We start from the raw sequence: 23,079 nt of genomic DNA, 5'->3' as shown, positions 1-23,079 counted from the left end.
ACATATTTTTGAATGCAAACGAGAAGCGATAAACCGGCGAGAACACTGCGATCCCATGCATCCGCGCTTTTGTGCGTGGCTACGTTCTTTATTATTGTATTGTCATCGGCAACCACTTCGTTTGGACAAAATAAATATGAAAAACGTCCGATAGGCAACATCAATATAAGCTTCGGCGAAACTGACAGCAACACTCAGCTTTTAGAAGAGTACAAGCTGACGGCTCGCGAGCAGGTTGGTTCGACTTATTCGGCGCCTCGGATCAGAGACGCGATCGACGCCTTATACAAAACCAAAAAGATTGAAACGGTTAGTGTCTCAGCCTCGCTCGACGCTGCCGGAAATGTCGATCTAGTTTTTAATATAAAGCGAAAAGCACAGGCTCAAAAGGTATCAATAGTTGTTGATAAAACAGTTGGCGATCCTATCACGGAGCAAGATCTGCTCTTTAAGCTTAACTTGATAACTCCCGGCTCGGCCGTTACCGAGCAAACCCTTCGCAACAGCGCCGATGAGATTCTTGCTTACCTGCGCGAAAAAGGATTTTACAGATCGGAAGTTACATATGAGCGTCGGCCGCTGCAAAATCAGGCTGATGTTGGCGTTACATTCAAGGTAACACCAAACGCTCAGGCGACTGTGAGCGATTTTGTTGTCAATATCGAGGGGTACAACAAGACTCTGCCGCCGGAGCTTTTGAAACTGCGTAAGGGCGAAGAATATTCGCGCGAACGTATGCTAGGTGATGTAGTAAAGGTCCGCAACTTTCTGAAAAAAGACAAATTTCTTGCTCCGCAGCTCGACGATCCAAAGGTTACGTATGACGGCGATACAAACACGATACTTATCGTCCTAGCGGGCAAGGTCGGACCGATAGTTGATGTCGTTATCGAAACACCCGAAAAGAAAAAGATCACCGGCGGCACTCAAATTTCACTGCTTCCTATTAAACGGGAAGGAACACTCGATTATGCCTCTATAATTGAAGGTAAACTCCGTCTCGAAAATTACTATCAAGAAAAAGGCTACTTCTTTGCCGAGGTAACTCCCGCGTGCTCTTCGACACCGACGCTGGCGGACGATGAGAATACACCGCTTCCAAACGATTCGGACACTTTGTGCAGATTCCTGGGTGGTGCCGAACTGACGGGTCGCGAAATACAGGTAAAATACGGCGTCGATCCAAACCGCAAACTTACGCTGACAAAGATCCTGATCAAGGGCACGGACAAATTGACCATCGAAGATGTGCAGACCGTTCTGACATCACAAGTAGCAAATATTCTCGGCGTGATTCCGGTCCTTGGCTACGGCAACGGATATACGAGTGCCACGATCCTCGAACAAGACGCTGCGACTATAAGATCTCTGATGTCGGAACTTGGTTACCGTGATGCCGAGGTACGCGTCAATCAGGGTGTATCGCTGAACGGCGACGACCTGATAATCACATTCGTGATCGATGAAGGCCTGCCGACCGTGGTCAGCGATGTCAGCATCAGCGGAAATGCTGCGATTCCAACTGACGACCTGCTCGCTCAACTGCCATCCATCACCGCCAGAAATTACTCTCGAGCTAGGGAACGGAATGCCGTTCAAAAACTTCGCGAATACTACTCTAACCTCGGTTATTACGATGCCCGCATTACCTCAAAAATGATCGAGCTACCCGCCGATGCGGATAAAGAGAACGTAAAGATCGAGTTCAGCGTCGATGCCGAAGGCAAGAAGGTCGTTATCCGGCGTATTCTCATAAACGGCAATGAAAACACAAAAACCGAAGCCGTGCTGAAGGCATTGACGTTGCGTTCGGACGATCTGTTACGTGCCGCTGAGATATATACCAGTGAACAGAATCTGTATGGAACAGACGCTTTTTCTCGAGTTGAGATCAAACCGCAACCGGCAGGCGACGGACCAAACGGAACCCGTTTGACCGATATCATTGTCAACCTTGAGGAACAACCGCCGCGACTGATGACATACGGCGGTGGATTCTCGACCGATCTTGGACTCGACGGCTTTTTTGACATCCGGCACATCAATCTACTTGGAAATCTCTGGCAGGGCGGAGCACGTGTGCGTGTCAGCCAACGCCAGCAATTGGTGCAGTTCGACTTCGTCCATCCGAGGTTCATGCGTGACAAAGGCAAGCGCTTTGCACCGCTTACGATCAGCGCCTTGTACCAGCGTGATTCGACCGTTACACGCTTCTTTCGCTCGGCTTTTGATCGCGGGACCTTCGGCATCGTTCAACGGGTAGATGAGAAAGGCAATCCGATAGATGATTTTGGAATGCCGGCGGGAGACCCGACGATTAACCGGTTTGCGGTCTCGGCAGAAACCAGCCGCACCATCAGTCGAAAGAATCGCAGCCTCTTCTTCCTCAGGTACCGGTTCGAGGATGTGCGGCTTTTCAAATTTGAAAGCCTGCTTATCAAAGAACTTCTGCGGCCGGATCAACGGGTCCGCATTTCCGGGCTCGGCGCTACGTTTGTTCGCGATACGCGGCAAAATTGTTCGGTGAAATACTCGCTTCTCGACCTCATAGCGAAGGGCGAACCTTCTGAACCTTGCCGCTATAATGCTGGTGACCCCACAAAGGGGGAATACATAACCGCAGACTATAATGTCTCGTTTCCCGCGATCGGTGCGAATATCGGTTTTCAAAAATTTCAAGCCACGGCAAACTACTACTACACCTTTCCGTCATTGAGAAACACAACGCTGGCCGCACGCGGCATCATCGGACTCGGCCATGTTTTCTCCGGCGGCGACCGGTTTAACAGTGCTCAATTTCCATCGCTCAACGGTCTGCTGCCGATCAGTGAGCGATTTTACGGCGGTGGATCGAACACGCTGCGCGGTTTCGATTTTGAAGAGGCCGGTCCGCGTGTCGTCATCATTCCACAAGGCACGTTTATCGACAGCAATGGGACACAGGTATTTCTCGACCCGTTCACTGTTCCATTTGGCGGCAACGGCCTCGCCGTAATGAATCTGGAAGCTCGTATTCCGCTTTCAAAATCGGTCCGTGCCGTGCCGTTCTATGACGCAGGCAACGTATTTCGCAAGGCTGGCGACATTTTCAAGCGCCCATCCGCTGCACCGAACGATGTAGCGGCGCAAAACCAACTTGCAGTCTGGACGCATTCGGTTGGACTTGGATTGCGGCTAAAAACGCCCGTCGGCGGCGAGTTTGGCGTCGATTACGGATACCTTCTTAATCCGCCGGAATTCCTGATCCCACAAGCGGCCGGCGGCAACGCCATCTACCGACTCCGCCAAGGCCATATTCACTTCCGATTCTCGCAAGCGTTCTGATAGTCTGTCCCCAACTGTCCCGTGTCCCACTGTCCCACCGTTTTTTTTTCACGCAAAACGCCGTTCCAATCGTTCCAGAGCGTTCCAGTTCTCCGTGGAACGCTGTAAATGTTGTAAACAATATGGTTATTGCTTGTTTTTGACCGCGTTCCACGATTTTTTGAAAAAAGTTTTTTCGTCCAAATTGTGACGAATAGCAAAGTTCTTTCACATCTTAAACTCAGTAAACATTGGGCTTACAAGATCGCTCTGGCCGTGTATCTAAAATTTTCCCGAAGCGCCGTTTGTATGACAGGTTATGACAAACTGCGCATTTTGTAGCACAGATTGTTACAGCTTCCGCTGCCGCCTAACTGATTCGAGGCAAAATTACTGTCTATCAAATATCCCGATCCGCTCATAAATACAGATCACAGCCCATTATACGAAAAATTGCACAAGACGTTCAATTTATTGTCTGTGCAACAAATCCTACTTTGCAAATAGTTTCGTGGAGGCGGTCTGAACTGCCATTTTAGATTGAAATAGTTACTTTTCAGGCGTATGCTAGCGGAAATCTTTTATTTACAGGCGAATCTTATGAATAAAGTTTATCCCTCACTTCACGGAGTTCTCATCCGACGGCTTCATGTCCGGTCATTCTTTGTTGGCACCTTAGTATTGCTTTTAGGAATCCTTGCGCTTTCTCAAATTGGAGAACGAGTTGTAAATGCCGACAAGAACAGTGGACAGGCAAATCTCAAAACAGTCCGCGAATCCGGCAAATCCGGTGACGAATCTAGTGGGAATACCGCTGCACCGCTTTCGGGTATTTTGAATATTGACGGCACGATCAAAAAAGGCTCTGTCGGCAGCTTTGACCCGAAAGGCTTTCAGATGTCATACGGCCCAAATGGCGAGCCGCGGTTTGTCTCCGAAAGTTCGACTTTATCTCCATCGGCCAGTTGCATTGATGGATGGGACGATCGTTTTGCATTTCCTGGCACCGATCTGTCTATCAATGCGTTAGCTGTCTCAGGAAGCAGTCTCTACATCGGTGGACTATTCAGTAAAGCGGGTGGATTAGATGTGAACCGCGTCGCAAAATGGGATGGAACTACTTGGTCAGCTCTCGGATCGGGAATCTCGGGTACTAATGGCACTGTCTATGCGCTTGCTGTATTTGGTACCGATCTATACGTTGGGGGGGAATTCACAACCGCAGGCGGTGTAACGGTGAACCGAATTGCAAAATGGGACGGTGCAAATTGGTCGGCACTCGGTTCGGGGCTAACAGGCGTAAGTGTTCTTGCGATGGCAATATCAGGCAGTGACGTGTACGTAGGCGGGCGGTTTACTAGCGCAGACGGAACCACACTAAACAACGTTGCAAAATGGGACGGGACTAGCTGGTCGGCTCTTGGAACGGGTACAAGTGGCGGGAGTTTTGGCCGTGTGTTTGCGCTTGCTGTATCCGGTAGCGATCTGTTCGTTGGGGGCGAATTCACAACGGCCGGTGGAGTGCCAGCCAGCCGAATAGCAAAATGGGATGGAAGCAACTGGTCCGCCGTCGGTTCGGGAACAGATGGCTCAGTCAACGCTTTTGCCGTGTCCGGCAAAGACCTGTACGTAGGTGGTGAGTTCATTACTGCGGGAGGCATAACCGTAAACCATATTGCAAAATGGGATGGAATAAGTTGGTCAGCGCTCGGATCAGGAACGAGTGGAGGCATTGGCAATGGTCCTGTCAATTCGTTGGCGATGTCAGGAGGCGCTTTGTACGTGGGCGGTCGTTTTGTGATGGCGGGAGGAGTGACAGTAAATCGTATCGCTAAATGGGATGGGACAAACTGGTCGGCGTTTGGATCCGGAACGCCAGCTGGAGTTGTAAGTGCCCTTGCAACATCGGGTAATGATTTGTATGCAGGAGGTTTGATTCGCAACATGAACGATTTCACGATGACCGTGAATAATATCGCAAAGTGGAACGGGACAACATGGACTTCTCTAGGGTTGGGGCCAGACAACTCAGTCGGAGCGGTAGCAGTTTCCGGCAACGATGTTTACATTGGAGGAGCTTTCCAAAGCGTGGGCGGCGTGACCGCGAACTACATCGCAAAGTGGAATGGAACGAGTTGGACATCTCTTGGAACGGGCACAAACGATTTTGTTGTTGCTCTTGCTATATCCGGTAGCAACATTTACGCCGGGGGCTATTTCACCACCGCAGGCGGAGTCACGGTGAATCATATTGCGAAATGGGATGGTATGAGTTGGTCCGCTTTGGGAACCGGAACAAATGAGAATGTACTTGCCCTTACCATGTCCGGTAATGACTTGTACGCCGGGGGCGCCTTTAGCGCTGCTGGGGGAACGACAATGAATGGTATTGCGAAATGGGATGGAACGAGTTGGTCTGCAATGGGTTCTGGAGTAATCGGCGTCGTTCAAGCCATTGCAGTATCCGGCAACGACATTTATGTAGGCGGAAACTTTTCTACGGCAGGTGGAGTGACTGTAAATCGAATTGCAAGGTGGAATGGTTCCAATTGGTCCGCCCTCGGGGCGGGTGTTGGATCATCAGGTGACGAAGTTTTTGCAATCGCGGTATCTGGTAGTAATGTGTACGCTGGAGGCCTGTTTAGCAGTGCGAGCGGCACGCCCGCAAACCGCATTGCGAAATGGGACGGAGTTAGTTGGTCATCTCTTGGATCAGGAACAAATGGCGGCGTCTTTGCTATCGAAGCGACAGGTAGTGATTTATACGTTGGCGGCACGTTTACTGTTGCTGGTGGCGTAACGGTAAACCGAGTTGCAAAATGGGACGGAATAAACTGGTCGGCTCTTGGGATGGGCACGAATGGGGGCGTGGATGACATCGCCGTTTCCGGCACCGATATATACGTCGGCGGAACGTTTACTACTGCTGGTTGTCACGCGTCGGTAGGCTTCGCTCGTTACGATTCGGCGACGGGACCGACGCCGACAAATACAAATACTCCGACACAGACTGCTACTACTACACCGACCGCAACAGCGACTCACACACCTTTGATCTCTGGAACTATTACGTACGGCAATGCGATCGGTGCGCCGATGCCGCGTCCTGTCTCGAATGTGACTGTCAGTGCTACCGGGCCGTCTAATATTTTTACTACTACCATTTTTCCAAGCGGTGATTATTTGCTTTCGGGATTTCTTTTGGGAACTTATATAGTCACTCCGACAAAGACGGGCGGCGTGAACGGCATCACTTCGTTTGACGCCGCGAGGATCGCACAGCACGTTGCGGGCAGCAACATCCTGACCGGCAATGCGCTGATCGTGGCGGACGTGAGCGACAACGGCAGCGTGTCTTCGTTCGATGCGGCGCAGATCGCCCGTCTCGTCGCGGGTACACCGCCGTTTGGTGTTGCGGGAACGTGGAGGTTTGTGCCCGTGAATAGAGTTTATGCATCGGTCGTAGGCAGTATTGTAGGAGAAGATTATTCGGCATTGCTGATGGGCGAGGTTTCGGGAAACTGGACTAATACGGGTGCGAGTCCGGTCACTGACGGAAAGGTCGAGCTGTTGGATTAGTTGATAACTAATAGCTGATAACTGTAATCATTAAGAGGGCGATACATTCGTTGTTGAGTGTATCGCCCTTACTTATGTGCGGGCTTTTGCAGCGTGATGCCGTTACTCGTGCGGAACTCTTGCTAGTGATGCCCTTACTAACGTACGGGCTACGGACACGTGCGGGCTTGGGCAAAAGAACCAGCCGCTACCGGTTCTGACACTTCGCTTAAACCTAAAAATCTTGACATTACGGTTAATCAACCTATAATTTTTTTATAAGCTAATTGATGTAATCCCTTGCATTTTTGCGAATTGGGCATGCGATTAGGAGTTTATTGACTCTCGGCCGTTTTTCGGCGGAAAAGTATTTGTTTATGTTCGCCCAAAGACCGTCATCCGGCATTCTCACTATTACCGCAATCCTCGTTCTTATGACCGGTTTCGCGGCCAATGCCTATTGGGGCAGCGGATCGGGTTTTGGTGTCGAAGCAAGTGAGCTCGAACGCATCAATGATGCTGAAATATTAGCCGCTCCGGCGGCGAGTACTCTTGGCAGCGGTTCGCTTATTTTGATAGGGCTGGAAGTCACTCAGGGCGTACAAAATCTAAATAACAGTTTGCCGCTTGTAGCGAATAAGAGAACCTACGTTCGCGCTCACGTTAAGAACCTATCTGTTTCTTCATTTTCGTCGTCGGCTACGCTTACCGCCAGAGATGCAGGCACGGGAACGATCTTGAGTCCGGGGCCAATAACCAATATTAATGAAGGCAGATCCATTCCGGTTCCGCGTTTTCCGCTGCGTGCAGCTTTGAATGACAGTTATCTATTCGAGATACCAAGTGCGTGGCGGACAGGAAATGTTGAGTTCAGCTTTGCCGGCAATGAGCTTCCATTTGAGTGTGAAGGCGGCGGCGATGCGTGCACCAAAGTCACGGTTACGTTTCAGCCTACGGACCCTTTCAGCGTTAAGCTATTAAAATATACATACAGGAACTCCGGCACAGACCGCACACCGACCGATGCGGAAACCGCTAAGGTGAAGAAAGAATTTCTGGGCCGCTATCCCGTCGGCCAACTCAACGCCGATGCAGTATCAGAATCCAGACGAACACAGTTCAATGCATGCGTTAATACCGACCTGTTGTCGATCCTTAGACAAATGAACGGTATGCAGCTTAGCGATTACCGCAATGGAACTGCAAAAGATTATTACCACGGCGTCTTTGCCGATTGTAACCCTGGTACGCTGAACATTGACGGCCTGGCATATGTTCCCGGCCGCCCGACGATCGGTTACGTTAATACAGGAAGCATAAATGCCCGCGTTCACGAACAGGGCCATTCGCTGGGACTGTATCACTCACGTTACAAGGAAAACGAGAAATGTTATTACCTTTTCCAGTTTGTGCCTTGTACGCTGCTGGAAGGCGACAGCACACTGAGCCTGAGCAAAACCGATTACGGTCCGACGACCGTTTTCGGATTTGATGTGAACGGCTCGACTGGTATCACTAACAAGATATATTATCCGCATACGCCCGATTTTATGAGCTACGGGCGCCCGAGTTGGCCATCGGGAATGAATTACAACCAGCTTTTTCAAACGCAGTTCTCGTCAGCAGCACCAACGCCATCCCAGCAATTTGTCAACGCCTCGCAGACTGTCATTGTCGATGGAACGATCAACCTTAGTGCTCAAACAGGAACTGTTGGCAACGTCGTTATAAGTGCCTCAGCGGCCAATATCCCGATTCCAGCGCCGGGAGAATACTCGATCCGTCTCGAGACCGCCGCAAGTGCAGTTTTATCACGGCACAGTTTTAGCCCGGATCAAGACTCGGACACGACGGCTTCCTTTTCGCTGCTCATACCGTGGAACACCAATGCGAGAAAGATCGTGCTTCTGCGTAACGAAACTGTCCTGTTTACGCGAACGGCTTCATCTGCAACTCCGTCCGCCAGTGTCACAGCTCCGGCAGCCGGTGCGGTGTTGAGCGGAGCGACCGCAAATTTCACCTGGAACGCCTCCGATTCGAACGGCGGTACGACATTGACACACACCGTCGAATTCAGCGCAAACAATGGAACATCATGGAAAACGCTCGCGTTCAATTGGAACACGAATAGCCTGACTGTAGATGTGACCAAGCTGCCAGGCACAACTCAGGGTCGTATCCGTGTAACCGTAAGTGACGGGTTCAATTGTAGAACTGTACAATCGGGGCTTTTTACAGTTTCAAATCACGCACCCATAGCCCAGATCGATGCTCCGGAAACTAACCGGCTCTACGTTGGCGATCAGATGGTAATGCTGGAAGGTACGGGTTCAGACGTTGATGAGGGTGCGCTGACAGGATCTCGCTTGGCATGGACGTCTAACCTTAACGGAGCTCTTGGGACAGGTACGTCATTAAACATTAGTGCATTGGCACTGAACGAGGGAACGCATACGATCACCCTCACTGCAACAGATACGCCAAATCTTACGGGAACTTCTTCAATTACGATCCGCGTATTTCGCAACAAACCTGCAATACCCGCAACACTGATAGCGGTACCCGGCGAAATGATGTTTAAGATACCCAGAAACCAGCCGTTGACGCAAACGATCGCGATTCGCAATGGCGGCGATGGGAATCTTAACTGGACGGCAACAGACAATCAGTCATGGATAACGCTTGGGGCTGCTAATGGCTCTGCACCTTCAAATCTTAACGTCACGGTAAATCCGGCCGGACTGACCATCGGCGCTGAATATCAAGGGCAAATAACCATCGACTCGCCCGGAGCTCTAAATGCCCCGACCATTATTCCTGTAACTTTGTTTGTCAGCGCTGATGCCACCACGCCGACGGCGACACCGACAAATACGCCGACGGCAGTTCCAACGCCATTTTGCCAAACTTCACTCACAAGCACATTCGCCGGCGGAGCTTCTCAGAACGGCAATATGTTCGACATAACGTCTATCAACTCCGTAGTAATAAAGTCGTTTGACGAACATCTAAACAACAATGGAAACGTCGCGATCTGGTATAAGTCAGGTACCCATGTAGGATTTGAGACAAATTCGGGCGCGTGGACGTTGGCAGGAATTTACGACGACGTTGTTGCTAACGGCCCCGGTCTTTCCACATCAATACCGATACCATTGAACGTCACCATTCCGGCGGGCCAAACGTATGCGTTTTATATCACTTACACAGAAGCTGCCGGGTCTATGAGTTACACGCCGGGAACCTCGGTCGGTACTGTTTTTGCCAGCGATGCAAACATAAGGATCAAGGAAGGAACCGGCAAGGCATATCCTTTTGGAACCAGTTTTACGCCCAGAGCGTTTAACGGAAAAGTCCATTACACAGTATCGAGCTGCACGCCTCCTACACCGACGAATACGGCAACTGCTACGGCGACGGCCACATTCACACCGACGCCAACTAATACAGCTACAAATACTCCGACGAGAACATCGACAAATACGCCAACAAACACTGCGACGGCCACTGCAACCTTCACGCCGACGCCAACTAATACAGCAACGGCAACGGCAACGAATACGTTCACACCAACTCCGACAGCAACAAGCACCTTCACGCCATCAGCGACAGCAACGAATACATTTACACCAACGGCGACAGCAACGAGCACCTTCACGCCAACGGCAACGGCAACGAGTACATTTACACCAACTCCAACGGCGACCAACACTTTTACGCCGACAGCGACGAGCACATTCACTCCAACGCCCACCGCGACAAATACATTTACACCGACTGCGACGGCAACTCAGACGTTCACGCCGACGGCTACAGCTACGGAAACATTTACTCCGACGGCAACAGCAACCGTGACTTTCACGCCGACGGCAACTGAAACGGAGACCTTTACACCGACCGCAACGGCAACGGAAACTTTTACTGCAACGGCAACAGCTACAGAGACGTTTACTCCAACCGCTACTGCGACAGAGACATTTACGCCGACAGCTACTGCAACGGAGACATTTACTCCAACGGCAACGGCTACAGAGACGTTTACACCAACAGCAACTGCGACGGAAACGTTTACTCCAACAGCAACTGCAACGGAAACGTTTACTCCGACTGCGACAGCGACGGAAACGTTTACTCCAACCGCAACCGCAACGGAGACGTTTACTCCAACGGCTACAGCTACGGAAACATTTACTCCAACGGCTACAGCCACGGAGACGTTTACTCCAACAGCAACTGCGACGGAAACGTTTACTCCAACCGCTACGGCAACGGAAACGTTTACTCCAACCGCGACAGCTACGGAAACGTTTACTCCAACGGCAACGGCTACAGAGACGTTTACCCCAACCGCTACAGCCACGGAGACATTTACACCAACAGCAACTGCGACGGAGACATTTACGCCGACAGCTACTGCAACGGAGACGTTTACGCCGACAGCAACCGCAACGGAGACGTTTACTCCAACGGCTACAGCGACTGAGACTTTTACAGCGACGGCAACGGCGACTGAGACGTTTACTCCGACAGCAACCGCAACGGAAACGTTCACTCCGACAGCTACGGCAACGGAAACATTTACTCCAACGGCAACGGCTACAGAGACGTTTACTCCAACAGCAACTGCAACGGAAACGTTTACTCCGACTGCAACTGCGACTGAGACGTTTACTCCAACAGCAACTGCAACGGAAACGTTTACTCCAACCGCTACGGCAACGGAAACATTCACTCCGACAGCAACTGCGACGGAGACGTTTACTCCGACAGCAACTGCAACGGAAACATTCACTCCAACAGCAACCGCAACGGAAACATTCACTCCAACAGCAACCGCAACGGAAACATTCACTCCAACAGCAACCGCAACGGAGACGTTTACACCAACGGCCACAGCGACGGAGACATTTACTCCAACAGCAACCGCAACGGAGACATTTACTCCGACAGCAACCGCAACGGAAACGTTCACTCCGACAGCTACGGCAACGGAAACATTTACTCCAACGGCAACGGCTACAGAGACGTTTACTCCAACGGCTACAGCGACTGAGACTTTTACCGCAACTGCAACTGCTACGGAGACATTTACACCGACGCCAACGCCTCCGTCCACAATCAGTGGAACTGTTTCGTACGGAAATGCCGTCGGATCAGGGCCGCGATTTGTTCCAGACGTTGTTATGAGCGCCAACGGCCCGTCTTTGATCTCCGTCATGACAGGAGAGCAAGGTTTGTATTTGCTGAGCGGCTTTGGGTCGGGTAGTTATACCGTTACGCCTTCGAAATCGGGCGGTATCAATAGTGCGATTGGTTCGTTCGATGCTGCATTGATTGCAGGATATGCTTCCGGGACGGTCTCATTAAGTCCGGTGCAGTTAGCATCCTCAGATGCTAGCGGCGGCGGCGGCGTATCATCCTTCGACGCTGCACTTGTCGCGCGGTACGCGGTCGGATTGCCGCCGCCCGTCGGACTCTCAGGAACGTGGATATTTAACCCGGCAAGCAGAATGTATTCCGCTGTTGATTCCGAACTTACGAATGAGAATTATACTGCGCTGCTGATAGGTGAAGTTTCGGGCAATTGGACTAGCGGCATCGGTGAACGCTCTGCGGGCGGCGGCGGCCCTGAAAGAACTTCGGCGGTAAGATTGCCGGATCTTGTTACGCAAAGCGGCAAAGAAATCCTTATTCCAATACACATCGAGAACGCGGCGAATAAGGGAATAATTTCCTATGAATTCGACCTCATGTATGACCCGTCGGTGATCCAGCCTCAGGCCGATCCTGTTGACCTTGTCGGAACGGCGAGCCCCTCGCTCTCTGCGGTCGCAAACGCAACTGAACCCGGACTTTTAAGAGTTGTAATTTATGGCTCGATCCCGATCGACGGTAATATCGTGCTTCTCAATCTTAGATTCTTTGCAGTCGGTTCACCGGGCGCGGTTTCGCCGCTTATCTGGGAACGCCTGATGTTTAATGAAGGCTTACCGGAAGTAATAGCAACCGATGGTAAAATTGAACTGTTTTAAGCGCAGTTTTTAACTTAGTGATACTGCTAGATCAGCGCTGAAGAGGAACTTGACTGCTCAATAAAGGTTGGCTTGGCAATGTGAGATCAGACTTGTGGGCTTTTCGTTGCTGTTTATTCAGGTACATCATCGCGTCGGCCTTAGCAATAGTGTTTTCGAGGTCATTGATATCAGTAAAATTCTCGAACGCATGCGAAATTCCTATCGTTAGGGGTTGATCGGCACCCATGACGTTTACATCCGTCAACAGTTCTTCCATTTTTACCATTCTTTTGTAGGCAACTTCCGCATCAAGCCCGACCATGATTACAAAAAATTCGTCGCCGCCCCATCGAAAGATCAGGTCCTCACCTCGAATAACTTCTCGTATCGCTCTGACTGCCAATCTTATCGCAGCATCGCCGACGGCGTGCCCGTAATTGTCGTTGATGTCCTTAAGGCCGTCTATATCGAAGAAACCAACGCTGCCAACAACTTTTTGATCCGAATCGCCCTGGCGTTTCAAATAGCCATGAAAAGCGTGCCTGTTGAGGGCCGCAGTAAGCGGATCCATATGAGCAAGTTCCTCGAGCCTTGCATGCGCTATTTGGAGCTTTTCATTAGCACTCTTCGCATCGGCGAGAACCTGTTCGAGAAGAACGATCACCATCCCGAACCCAAGCAAGATCTGTAGCGTTAGGTCGATAACTGAATTGTAAGAGAGATAATCGGTATCGATTAAAAGATACTGGCGGGCAGTAAAAACAACAAAATACTGAAAGAAATCAACGAATAGCAGGCCCAGCGCGATGAGCATGACACGCCATCCGAATGTTCGCAGTTTTGTCCGCCACAGAGCTATAAATGCGAGTATGAAAAAACCCGACAAGATCAATGAATGGGCATTGAATATAAGGTTGAAATCGTTGCCCATGAATGGCAAACCGAACGCTACGAATATGAATGGAAGTATGAAGAGCTCATTACTTATTCGCATTTCCTTGTTCTCGGTTAGGCTTCTGCATCCGGCTACAAGGAGGAATCCGAAAATGTACTCATTCAAAAAATATAGGCTGAACAGTTGAACAGAATATACCTCATAGCTAAACGCGAGACGCAGGCAAAACAGCGCAAAAGAGAGAAAAAGCCATGCATTGGTCCAATGCTTGAGCGCTACAACATTGATCGAGCGCCGCAAAAAGAGCGTCAGCAGCGTGATCAGCGAAACTCCGGCTAATTGGATAATGAGGCCTATCTTCGAGTCCATAAATGTCGGGCTTAGATTGTCGGTCGGTCAGCAAACGCTGGAAGGGCGGAAGATGAGCAAGTGGTGCGCAGGAGAAGCCACTCTTTAATTCTAATACAGCCGGTTTGTTTCGTCTATATGTTTTTTTAATAGCAAGTTTAATTCTTGTTTGTTTGGCAGCCCAGATCTCGCTCCAAATTTACGGCACTTTAGAGCTGCAACAGCGTTTGCGATGCGAGCACTATCCTCAACCGTTTCGCCGGCCAATAATCCATACAGGAGGCCGGCTCGAAAGGCGTCGCCCGCTCCGGTTGTATCTTTGCAGCCGTTTGGAACGTCAAAGCCGGACGTTTCGATAAATATGTCTCCGCACAAAAGTGTTGAGCCTTTGCGGCCACGAGTAATGCCAACTACAGCACATCCAAATCTGGAAGCGATATCGAGCATTGCCGACCTGTCGTCTTCCAAACCGGAGAACTTTCCAGAAAACGAGGCCGAAGCAGTGAAAATATCGATCAACGGTAGAAGTTGGTCTACTTCATCAAACACATTGTCAATGTCAATCGATGTTATCAAGCCTTGCAGCTTTGCAGTTTTTGCCATTTCGATCGCTGCCCTAGTGTCGTGCGGCGTCAAATGTAGAATTTTGCCGCGTTCAACAATCGCAAGCGGAGCTTCGGACGGCTGATATTGAAGTTTATTGTCACGATGCCAAATGATCGTGCGTTCACCGGTTTTCTCGTCGATCACGATAAATGCGGTTTGCGTCGCAGCACCGTCAACCATTTCCGCGTGTGCAGTATCAACACCTTCTTTGATCAATGTTTGCAGGCCAAACTCACCTTCGGCATCGGCACCAAATCTTCCGGCATACGCCGTTTTAAATCCCAACCGTTGGAGGCTGACCAACGTTGAGGCAACTTCACCGCCGGCGTCTTTTGTGTATCCAGTCAATTCGACCTTCGAATCAAAAGCAGGATATGCGGGCACGCGTATGAGATGGTCGACCGCGTTTGTCCCAAAACCTATGACGTCAAAATCCGCTTGTGGTAATAGTTGAAATGGAAACTGCATTATCAAACTCCAAAATTTGGACATAGGTCTTGCCAAATTATCGCAAATCTAGTTAGATTGAATAACATAATTATTTTCACCGTTAATCGCGTGATAGACAAATAAATCTTTAGTTTTACGGAGAGAGGTTTTTTTACATGCCCACATCAATTTGCCCCGAATGCAGCGAAGAAGTTTTCGTCGATGCCGAGATCGAACAAGGCGATACTGTCATTTGCGAAGAGTGCAATGCCAAACTCGTTGTTGTTGGTTTGGATCCGATCGAACTTGATCAATACGACGAAGAAAATGACGGAGGTTCGTCAGGTGATGACTTTAACAGTTATGAATTTGATGACGACCGCTATTAACTGTCAGTTGATAACACATCGGTCAATCTGACCGCATTGTTTCAATTTGAGCGGTCATCGAGACAGGTGACTCTTCTTTCTACACCCCCTTCTTTTTCTTTATTAGTCAAATAAATTCAGGGTTTTACGGCGTGTCTTATCATGGCACGCCGTTTGATTAGATTCTGATCGAGGCTCTCCGTTTTATTCGGGGAGTCATGCAAATATATATCCCATTTGTTGAGGATACTAATTTTGACGGGTGCTAACGAACTAGCTAATACCACCTTCGCAAGTTTCGGCCTATTCCAATGAAAGATCTAGCCATACATCAATATCGACCACCGACTTTGCTGTTATTTGGTTCTTTGTTTTTATTTACACTCGCCCTGTTAGGGTTGGCGGCCGTGTCGATCGTCGAACTTCCAATTTTTGGGATCGTTGCTCTCGCAACGGCGGCTTCTGTGTCGGGATTTGTTGGCAGATTTCAGATCAGGCTGCCCAAATCTGCCGGTGTGTTGCCTGTGCAGATATTGTTTGCGTATTGGGGAGTATTGTGGTTTGGCTTTGCCGGCGGAGTTGTTTTGGGAGTCCTTTCGACGATCTTGAACATCTGGCCATCACGAAAAAATAAAAACGATCTTATCTTCGAAACATGTTCGATGGTTACGTCGATCATAGTTTCTGTCTCTGCTTTTTCTCTTATCTTCGGCCAGGCCGCTAGCGTCGGCTCCAAACCCGGCCTCACGGCTCCTTTCGTCGGACTTATTGCCATCGGCGGTTTAACGGTCGCGGCGATCTATCTTTTTATGAACGCCGTTATATCCGCAGCTTTCTATGAGTTGGAGAGCGATGGCAAAACTCAAAGAAGTTTGCCGGACCGGTTTAAGGAGCAATGGCAGGATGGCTTATTGATGGTTTTGTCGTCGATAGTGGTCTGCTTGTCTTTTTCTCATTTTGGCATTGAATTTGGGTTTGTCGTCGCACCGATCGCGATTCTCGCAAACATTGCGTACAGCATCCATACAAAGAGATTAGATCAAAAAACGAAACAGATATCTGATGCCAGCCGGATACACCTTGCGACAGTCGAAGCCCTCGCGACCGCGATCGATGCCCGCGATCAAGTTGGCCTCGGCCACGTGCAGCGAACACAGATATATGCAATTCGAATGGGTGAATTGCTAGGCTTGGGCGAATCCGATATCAACGCACTCCGCACGGGAGCCTTGTTGCACGATATAGGCAAACTTGCTGTGCCCGATCATATCTTGAACAAGCCCGAGAAACTTACGGCTGCGGAACTCGAAAAGACCAAGATACATTCGCTCGTCGGTGCATCTATCCTTGAAAAGATCGGCTTCGATTATCCTGTTGTGCCGACGGTGAAATATAACCACGAATTTTGGGACGGAAGCGGTTATCCTGAAGGCCTCAAGGGCGAAGAAATTCCGCTAACCGCTCGAATATTGGCGGTTGCAGATGCCTACGACACGCTGCGAGGAGCTCGACCTTACCGGCCTGCGATTCCAAGAGATCTTGCGAGACAGATCATTCAGGACGAGGCAGGAACGCATTTCGATCCGGCGGTGGTTCGTTGTTTTATCAAAAATCTCGCAGGGCTTGAGGCTGAGATCGAGGCTAACGGTCTTGCATACACCGCGGAAAATGACCATGGCGGCCATAATTATGTTGAGCAAATCAAACTGGCGAATCGTGAAGTGTTTGAGCTGTATGAGTTAGCTCGCGAATTTAGCTCCGCGCTGAATTTTCAAGAAACACTTGGGATGTTCAGCAAGAAGATAGGAGAATTTGTGCCGTTTACAACGTGTGCAGTTTTCCTTCTGGATGAAACAAAAAAATACGCGTCAGCCATTCGTGTTGATGGCGAAAATTCGGTTGATCTGCACGGCGTGCGTATCAGGGTCGGTGAAGGAGCGACCGGCACAGCCTTGAAAGCAAAAGAATCTGTCCGAAAGGGTGACACACGTTTTGACCCGTCACTTTTTGATTCGGAATTGTCTGAGGGTTACTCGACAATGGCTTCGGTACCGCTGATCGCGAACGACGAGTTGATCGGCGCGGTGTCTATCTATTCGAGCGAAATAGCTGAGTATGGTGAAGAGCATCTACGGCTTTTGGAAACCATCGCAAGGATCGCAGCTGAAGCGATCGATAAATCGCAGGAGCATGACGAAGCTAAAACTAACGCTCTGACCGACCCGATGACTGGGCTTCCAAATGCCCGTAGCCTGCAAATGCAGTTTGAAAAAGAGGTTGGCCGAGCGAGTCGCGGCGGCACTTCATTTCAACTGTTGATGCTCGACCTCGATGGGTTTAAGGCGGTAAACGATTCTTTTGGGCACAAAGTTGGCGACGATGTTCTTCGTGAGGTCAGTAGGGTGATCCGTGAACAGCTCCGTGATTACGATTTCCTGGCACGTTACGGCGGTGACGAATTCGTAGCCTTGATACCGGACACTAGCCTGGAGGATGTAGCCGACCTGTGCAGTCGAATCGAGGCAGGTGTATCTGAATTCAAACTCACAGTCGAAGGCGCGAAATATGCATCGGTCGGGGTCAGTATCGGCTCAGCGAGTTATCCTGCAAGCGGAGAAACATTTGATCAAGTGATCATTGCGGCCGATAAAGCAATGTATAGGAGAAAAACTAGACGGCGGCTCGATCCAAGCAGGTTTATGATAAGCGGCATTGGTCTTGATAGAGAGATTTCCAGTCTTATTCCTAACGCTGAAGATAAGAGCGGCCTTATTGTCGAACTGGATGAGTCACATGTAGTTACGTCGAGCGCGGTAAACTAATTGTTTGTTAAATCATATTTTCATACGTGCCCAACAATATTCTTGCAAAGCAATAGGTTAGGGAGTAATCTAATCTCGTTTTTTTCGTTTAGAACAGTCATTTTTTTCGCTTCATGGAAACTGATCGTCCATGTTCCGATTGAGCATTGGTTGTGTGTTCATAAGGCACACAAGGAGATCGGTCAGCATGAAACTTCCTAAATCTTTGACTGTCACATCTTCATTACCACGCTCTCATTCGCGGAAACTCTTTGCCTTTATTTTAGTTGGTATTGGTGTTCTATTTGCTCTGTCAGAAATGCATCAACGAGCCGATGCAGGAGTGTTTGTTGAATCTACGGGTACCGAAACTCCTACAGAAACGCCGACGCCATGCTCCTCACCCGGAAGCCTTGACACGACTTTCGACAGCGATGGCAAGGTTATCACGCGTCTTAGCGACGGTAGCGTTCTTTATGCAATCGCTGTTCAAGCCGACGGCAAGATAGTCGCAGTCGGTTCAGTCGAGATGGGAACATCAAATCAGTTTTTGGTTGTTCGATACAATGTCGACGGTTCGCTAGACGAGACTTTTGCGGGTCAAGGTTATACGGTCACGGAATTCGGCGGCAGTTCGAGCAGGGCAAATGCAGTTGCGATCCAATCGGACGGCAAGATAGTCGCTGTCGGCACTGTTTTATTTAATACTAGTAATGATTTTGCAATCGCACGATACAATCCTGACGGCTCGCTAGACACCTCATTCGATGACGATGGAAAAGTTACGACCTCTGTACCTGGTCCGCACGGTGACGGTGCAGATGTCGCCAACGCTGTTGTAATTCAGAATGACGGTAAATTGATCGTCGCCGGCCGAATTCCCGATGGCTCGGGTACCGCGTCAGATTTTGGCGTATTGAGATACAACACCAACGGCTCTGTCGATCTGACTTTTGGTTTTCGAGGTTTAGCGGCGGCATCGATCACCGACGTTGATCACGCCCACTCGGTAGCGATTCAGTCGGACGGCAAGATCGTAGCAGCGGGCCTGAGCGGTTTTTATTTGGGCATGGCGCGATTCAATGCAGACGGCTCGCTTGACATGTCGTTCAGTGGCAATGGAATATTGTCAACAACATTCGGATTGTCCACCAACAGCCTTGCGATAACCTTACAGAGCGACGATAAGATCGTAGCTGCAGGCACTTACAACGGCAAGTTTGCCTTAGCTCGATTTAATGATAACGGTTCATACGATACGTCGTTTGGAACGAATGGAATTTCCCAAGCGCCTATTGGTAGAGCTACCGTTGTCTCCATGCAACCTGATGGAAAACTTGTTGCTGCGGGTGATTTTTATTCTCCGCAGCTTAGTCAATTTGTGACGGTCAGATTAAACCCGGATGGAACGCTCGACAACACGTTTGACGATGACGGCATTGTCGTGACCCCGCTGGATATCGGGAGCGGCCAAGTACAGGCACGATCACTGGCAATCCAATCCGACACAAAGATAGTTGCAGCCGGTTACGTTTCTGCGGGATCAACAAACGGGTTAGGGCTGGTGCGTTACAATGGAGCTCCGTGCGGCTCGCCGACGGCTACGCCCACCGAAACGCCGACATTCACACCATCCTTAACGCCGACTGCAAGCTCAAGCCCAACAAGCACACTTACCAATACTCCGACGGCGACTCCAACCGCGATTCCCAATTCCTCATGCACTTTCGACAACGGAGGTTCGGGCGGAGGCCTAAATCCGCAAGCCTTAACCGAAAGCGGTGTTGCCGCGCCGGAAGGTTTTTTCTGGAGTGAGGTCCAACACGACAGCGGCAATCTCGACGAGGCAAACAACGTTGGAGGCTGGAATGCTCGTCAGGGCGCTTTCAGATTGGCGGACAATTTTACGATCGCACAGCCATGCAGAATAGAGACCATTGATCTATACGGCTATCAGATCAATGCTCTGGGACCGCTTTCACCATTCACGGCCACTACATTGCGTATATGGAAAGGGCGTCCGGGCGATCTTGGGAGCCAGATAGTTTTTGGTGACACAACAACAAATCGTTTGACGGCCTCTGCCGATTCGACCTACTACCGCATATTTAACACTGTTGCTCCTCCGCCTGGAACAGAACCGGCCGTGACGAACAAGATATGGAAAAATACCGTAGCTGTCGGCACCACGCTAACCGCAGGAACATACTGGATCGACTGGGCCTCGACTGTGTCCAGCGGTGGCAATCATTTCTATCCGGGAAAGACAATTGCGGGTTCGCGAGGTGATTTATTGGATGACGCGCGACAGTTGAGCGGTTCACCTCCGCCCCAATGGTCAAATGTCATCGATTCAGGATTTCCATTTTCGGCCCTTGATTACAGGCAGGACTTTCCGTTCAACGTAACGGGCGAGATAGCTTCGCTGACACCGACAGCAACCGCGACTGCCACTCTGACGCCCACCGCAACGCCGGTCACACCTGTGACGGAATGCGATCTTGCCGAAGAATTTGATGACGTGACTACTCTTTCCGCGAGCGGATGGCCTGAGATCAATCGCAGCTTACCGATCGGTTCTGGGAAATGGTTTCAGGGTAACAACGATGTCTTTTCGTCTCAGTCCAGTGCTGACAATTCCTACATAGCTGTCAATTTTCAGAGCGGTGGCGGTGCTTCGACGCTAAGCAACTGGCTTTTGACACCGCCTTTGCTTCTGCAGGACGGCGGACGGTTGACCTTTTGGACGAGAACCGTCGATCAGCCAGGTTTTTCCGATCGGCTGCAAGTGCGTATGAGCACCAATGGCATCAGTATGGAGATTGGAGCGTCTGCTCTGGACGTAGGTGATTTTGCAACTTTACTGCTCGATATCAATCCGACCTATCAGCTGAATGCGTATCCGAATGTTTGGACACAGTACACAGTAACTATCAGCGGCCTGGCCTCGTCCGTAAAAGGACGCCTTGCGTTCCGCTACTTTGTCGAGGAAGGCGGCCCGTCGGGCAATAACTCGGATTACATCGGCATCGACTCGGTAAATTATTCATGCACTCCAACAACGCCGATCCCTACAGACACACCAACGAGTACGCCGACAGTCGCGCCTACAGCTACATCGACAACTACCCCAACTTATACCCCGACGGGGACACCTACTCCATCGATCCCACCGGCGATCGAAGGAGTTGTTACATATGGTAATGCGGCTGTGCCTCCGCAGTTTGTTTCCGATGTTACCATCAGCGGCCAAGGTTCAATTTTTGTGGAAGCCACAACGAGTTTCCAAAACGGGGCATATTACCTTATAGGTTTTGGCGAGGGTGCATACACCGTGACTCCGTCTAAACCAAGCGAATTTACCACAGCTATTTCGTCCTTTGATGCAGCGATGGTCGCTAGGCATGTAACCGGAGCAAGTTCATTGACAGGAAATCAACTTTTGGTTGCGGACGTTAGTAACAACGGTAAGATCAGTTCATTTGATGCGTCGCAGATCGCTCGTTATGTGATCTCGTCGCCGCCGCATGGAACAACCGGAACATGGAAATTTCTACCGGCGAGCAGAGATTATCCAATTATTACATCTAGTATTGCGGGTGAAGACTATAGTGCGTTATTAATGGGCGAAGTTTCGGGTAACTGGACCGATAACAATTTACGTACTGTTAATAGTCCCGAGCGTAGCATTTTTGTGGAAGCCCCTAGGCTTATGACATCCACAGATGGCGAGATCGTCATGCCTGTAACAGCACAAGGAGTCGCAAATCATGGAATTATTTCTTATGAATTCGAACTCAGATACGATCCGGCTGTGATATTACCTCAAGCTTTTCCGGTGGATGTTACTGAAACGGTCAGTCTCGGTCTCACGGCTGTAGCAAATGCTGCGGAGCCCGGATTGTTAAGGGTTGCTGTTTATGGCCCCATGCCTATCGAAAGCAATGGGGTTTTGCTGAATCTAAGATTTTTCGCGGTCGGAGCTTCCGGCACGGCGTCACAGTTGACGTGGGAACGTTTTGTATTCAATGAGGGTGATCCGCGAACGCTTATTGCCGCCGGACTTGTGGAGTTGTCCGACGCGGCTACAACTTATCGTTAAAGAATCCGACAACCAATGCCCAAGCGTCCTTTGCGGCGTTTTCGTCATAAACCTCGGACCGCGTATTGTTAAAAAAGGCGTGGTCAGCATCGTATTTGACGGAGTGAACCGGTAATTCAAATCTTTCGGCAGCATCTTCGAGCTGCGCGACCTTTTCGGGTGTGATCCATCCATCGCGCGTACCTGAGATGAAAATGACAGGAACCTTTAGCTTCTGCAAAACATCATCTGCCGGTATGTCGCCGTAAAACGGTGCGGCGGCGCTTAGGCCCTCAAGTTCGCACGCCGCGAGCAGTGCAAAGCTACCGCCCATGCAATATCCCGTTATTCCAAAATGCGAAATATCATATGCCAAAGCTATTGCGTCAATCGCATTTTTAATAGTATCTAGGCCATCTTCGTTTGTGAGGTCATGCATCATTTGCGAGGCCTCGGTGGCGTCTGCAGCGACCTTTCCGCGATAAAGGTCTGGCGCAACCGCAATAAAACCTTCGGCGGCATAGCGGTTAGCAATATCTTTGATGTGATCGTTAAGTCCCCACCATTCTTGAATAACAATGACGGCCTTGCCGTTTGATGCCTCCGGCAGTGCAACATACGCGCTCGTCGGGCCATTGGCAGCGTCGAATGACAATGTTTCATTTCGCATAAATAA

General features: G+C 50.0%; 9 protein-coding genes. 6 read left to right on the top strand and 3 right to left on the bottom strand.

Annotation, left to right across the window (positions count from 1 at the left end):
* Window positions 1–12 precede the first annotated feature (12 nt).
* The 3 genes from IPL32_08230 (at window position 13) to IPL32_08220 (ending at window position 12,893) form a co-directional block, all read left to right on the top strand.
* On the top strand, window positions 13–3,324 hold the full coding sequence (locus IPL32_08230) for a BamA/TamA family outer membrane protein (GenBank protein ID MBK8465803.1): 3,312 nt from the start codon (window positions 13–15) through the stop codon (window positions 3,322–3,324).
* 579 nt (window positions 3,325–3,903) lie between these two features.
* The gene (locus IPL32_08225; GenBank protein ID MBK8465802.1) at window positions 3,904–6,882 is read left to right on the top strand and encodes a dockerin type I repeat-containing protein; all 2,979 of its coding nucleotides are present in this window, start codon (window positions 3,904–3,906) and stop codon (window positions 6,880–6,882) included.
* A 356-nt stretch (window positions 6,883–7,238) separates the two neighbouring features.
* Complete coding sequence (locus IPL32_08220; GenBank protein MBK8465801.1) at window positions 7,239–12,893, top strand: hypothetical protein; 5,655 nt, start codon at window positions 7,239–7,241, stop codon at window positions 12,891–12,893.
* Window positions 12,894–12,924: 31 nt separating this feature from the next.
* Here IPL32_08220 and IPL32_08215 read toward each other — a convergent pair whose 3' ends face one another.
* Complete coding sequence (locus IPL32_08215) at window positions 12,925–14,139, bottom strand: diguanylate cyclase (protein MBK8465800.1); 1,215 nt, start codon at window positions 14,137–14,139, stop codon at window positions 12,925–12,927.
* 90 nt (window positions 14,140–14,229) lie between these two features.
* On the bottom strand, window positions 14,230–15,192 hold the full coding sequence (locus IPL32_08210; protein ID MBK8465799.1) for a carbohydrate kinase family protein: 963 nt from the start codon (window positions 15,190–15,192) through the stop codon (window positions 14,230–14,232).
* A 137-nt stretch (window positions 15,193–15,329) separates the two neighbouring features.
* Here IPL32_08210 and IPL32_08205 point away from each other — a divergent pair, with 137 nt between their 5' ends.
* From IPL32_08205 to IPL32_08195, 3 genes are all read left to right on the top strand, one after another.
* Window positions 15,330–15,542 (top strand): hypothetical protein, encoded by a 213-nt coding sequence (locus IPL32_08205; GenBank protein MBK8465798.1) that lies wholly within the window; start codon window positions 15,330–15,332, stop codon window positions 15,540–15,542.
* A 290-nt stretch (window positions 15,543–15,832) separates the two neighbouring features.
* Window positions 15,833–18,343, top strand: coding sequence for a diguanylate cyclase (locus IPL32_08200; protein ID MBK8465797.1), 2,511 nt, complete (start codon window positions 15,833–15,835; stop codon window positions 18,341–18,343).
* Window positions 18,344–18,530: 187 nt separating this feature from the next.
* Entirely contained in the window at window positions 18,531–22,424 is a 3,894-nt protein-coding gene (locus IPL32_08195) for a choice-of-anchor J domain-containing protein (GenBank protein ID MBK8465796.1), read from the top strand.
* Here IPL32_08195 and IPL32_08190 read toward each other — a convergent pair.
* Window positions 22,408–23,073, bottom strand: a complete 666-nt coding sequence (locus tag IPL32_08190; GenBank protein ID MBK8465795.1) for a dienelactone hydrolase family protein — start codon at window positions 23,071–23,073, stop codon at window positions 22,408–22,410. The genes IPL32_08195 and IPL32_08190 overlap by 17 nt on opposite strands.
* Window positions 23,074–23,079: the final 6 nt, after the last annotated feature.

This window comes from Chloracidobacterium sp., from assembly GCA_016711345.1.
Lineage (GTDB): Bacteria > Acidobacteriota > Blastocatellia > Pyrinomonadales > Pyrinomonadaceae > OLB17.
This window is presented reverse-complemented; position numbering and strand designations above follow the sequence as displayed.

Coding starts and splice junctions, on each gene's coding strand:
- IPL32_08230 (MBK8465803.1), top strand. CDS start 13: ATGCAAACGAGAAGCGATAAACCGGCGAGAACACTGCGATCCCATGCA.
- IPL32_08225 (MBK8465802.1), top strand. CDS start 3,904: ATGAATAAAGTTTATCCCTCACTTCACGGAGTTCTCATCCGACGGCTT.
- IPL32_08220 (MBK8465801.1), top strand. CDS start 7,239: ATGTTCGCCCAAAGACCGTCATCCGGCATTCTCACTATTACCGCAATC.
- IPL32_08215 (MBK8465800.1), bottom strand. CDS start 14,139: ATGGACTCGAAGATAGGCCTCATTATCCAATTAGCCGGAGTTTCGCTG.
- IPL32_08210 (MBK8465799.1), bottom strand. CDS start 15,192: ATGCAGTTTCCATTTCAACTATTACCACAAGCGGATTTTGACGTCATA.
- IPL32_08205 (MBK8465798.1), top strand. CDS start 15,330: ATGCCCACATCAATTTGCCCCGAATGCAGCGAAGAAGTTTTCGTCGAT.
- IPL32_08200 (MBK8465797.1), top strand. CDS start 15,833: ATGAAAGATCTAGCCATACATCAATATCGACCACCGACTTTGCTGTTA.
- IPL32_08195 (MBK8465796.1), top strand. CDS start 18,531: ATGAAACTTCCTAAATCTTTGACTGTCACATCTTCATTACCACGCTCT.
- IPL32_08190 (MBK8465795.1), bottom strand. CDS start 23,073: ATGCGAAATGAAACATTGTCATTCGACGCTGCCAATGGCCCGACGAGC.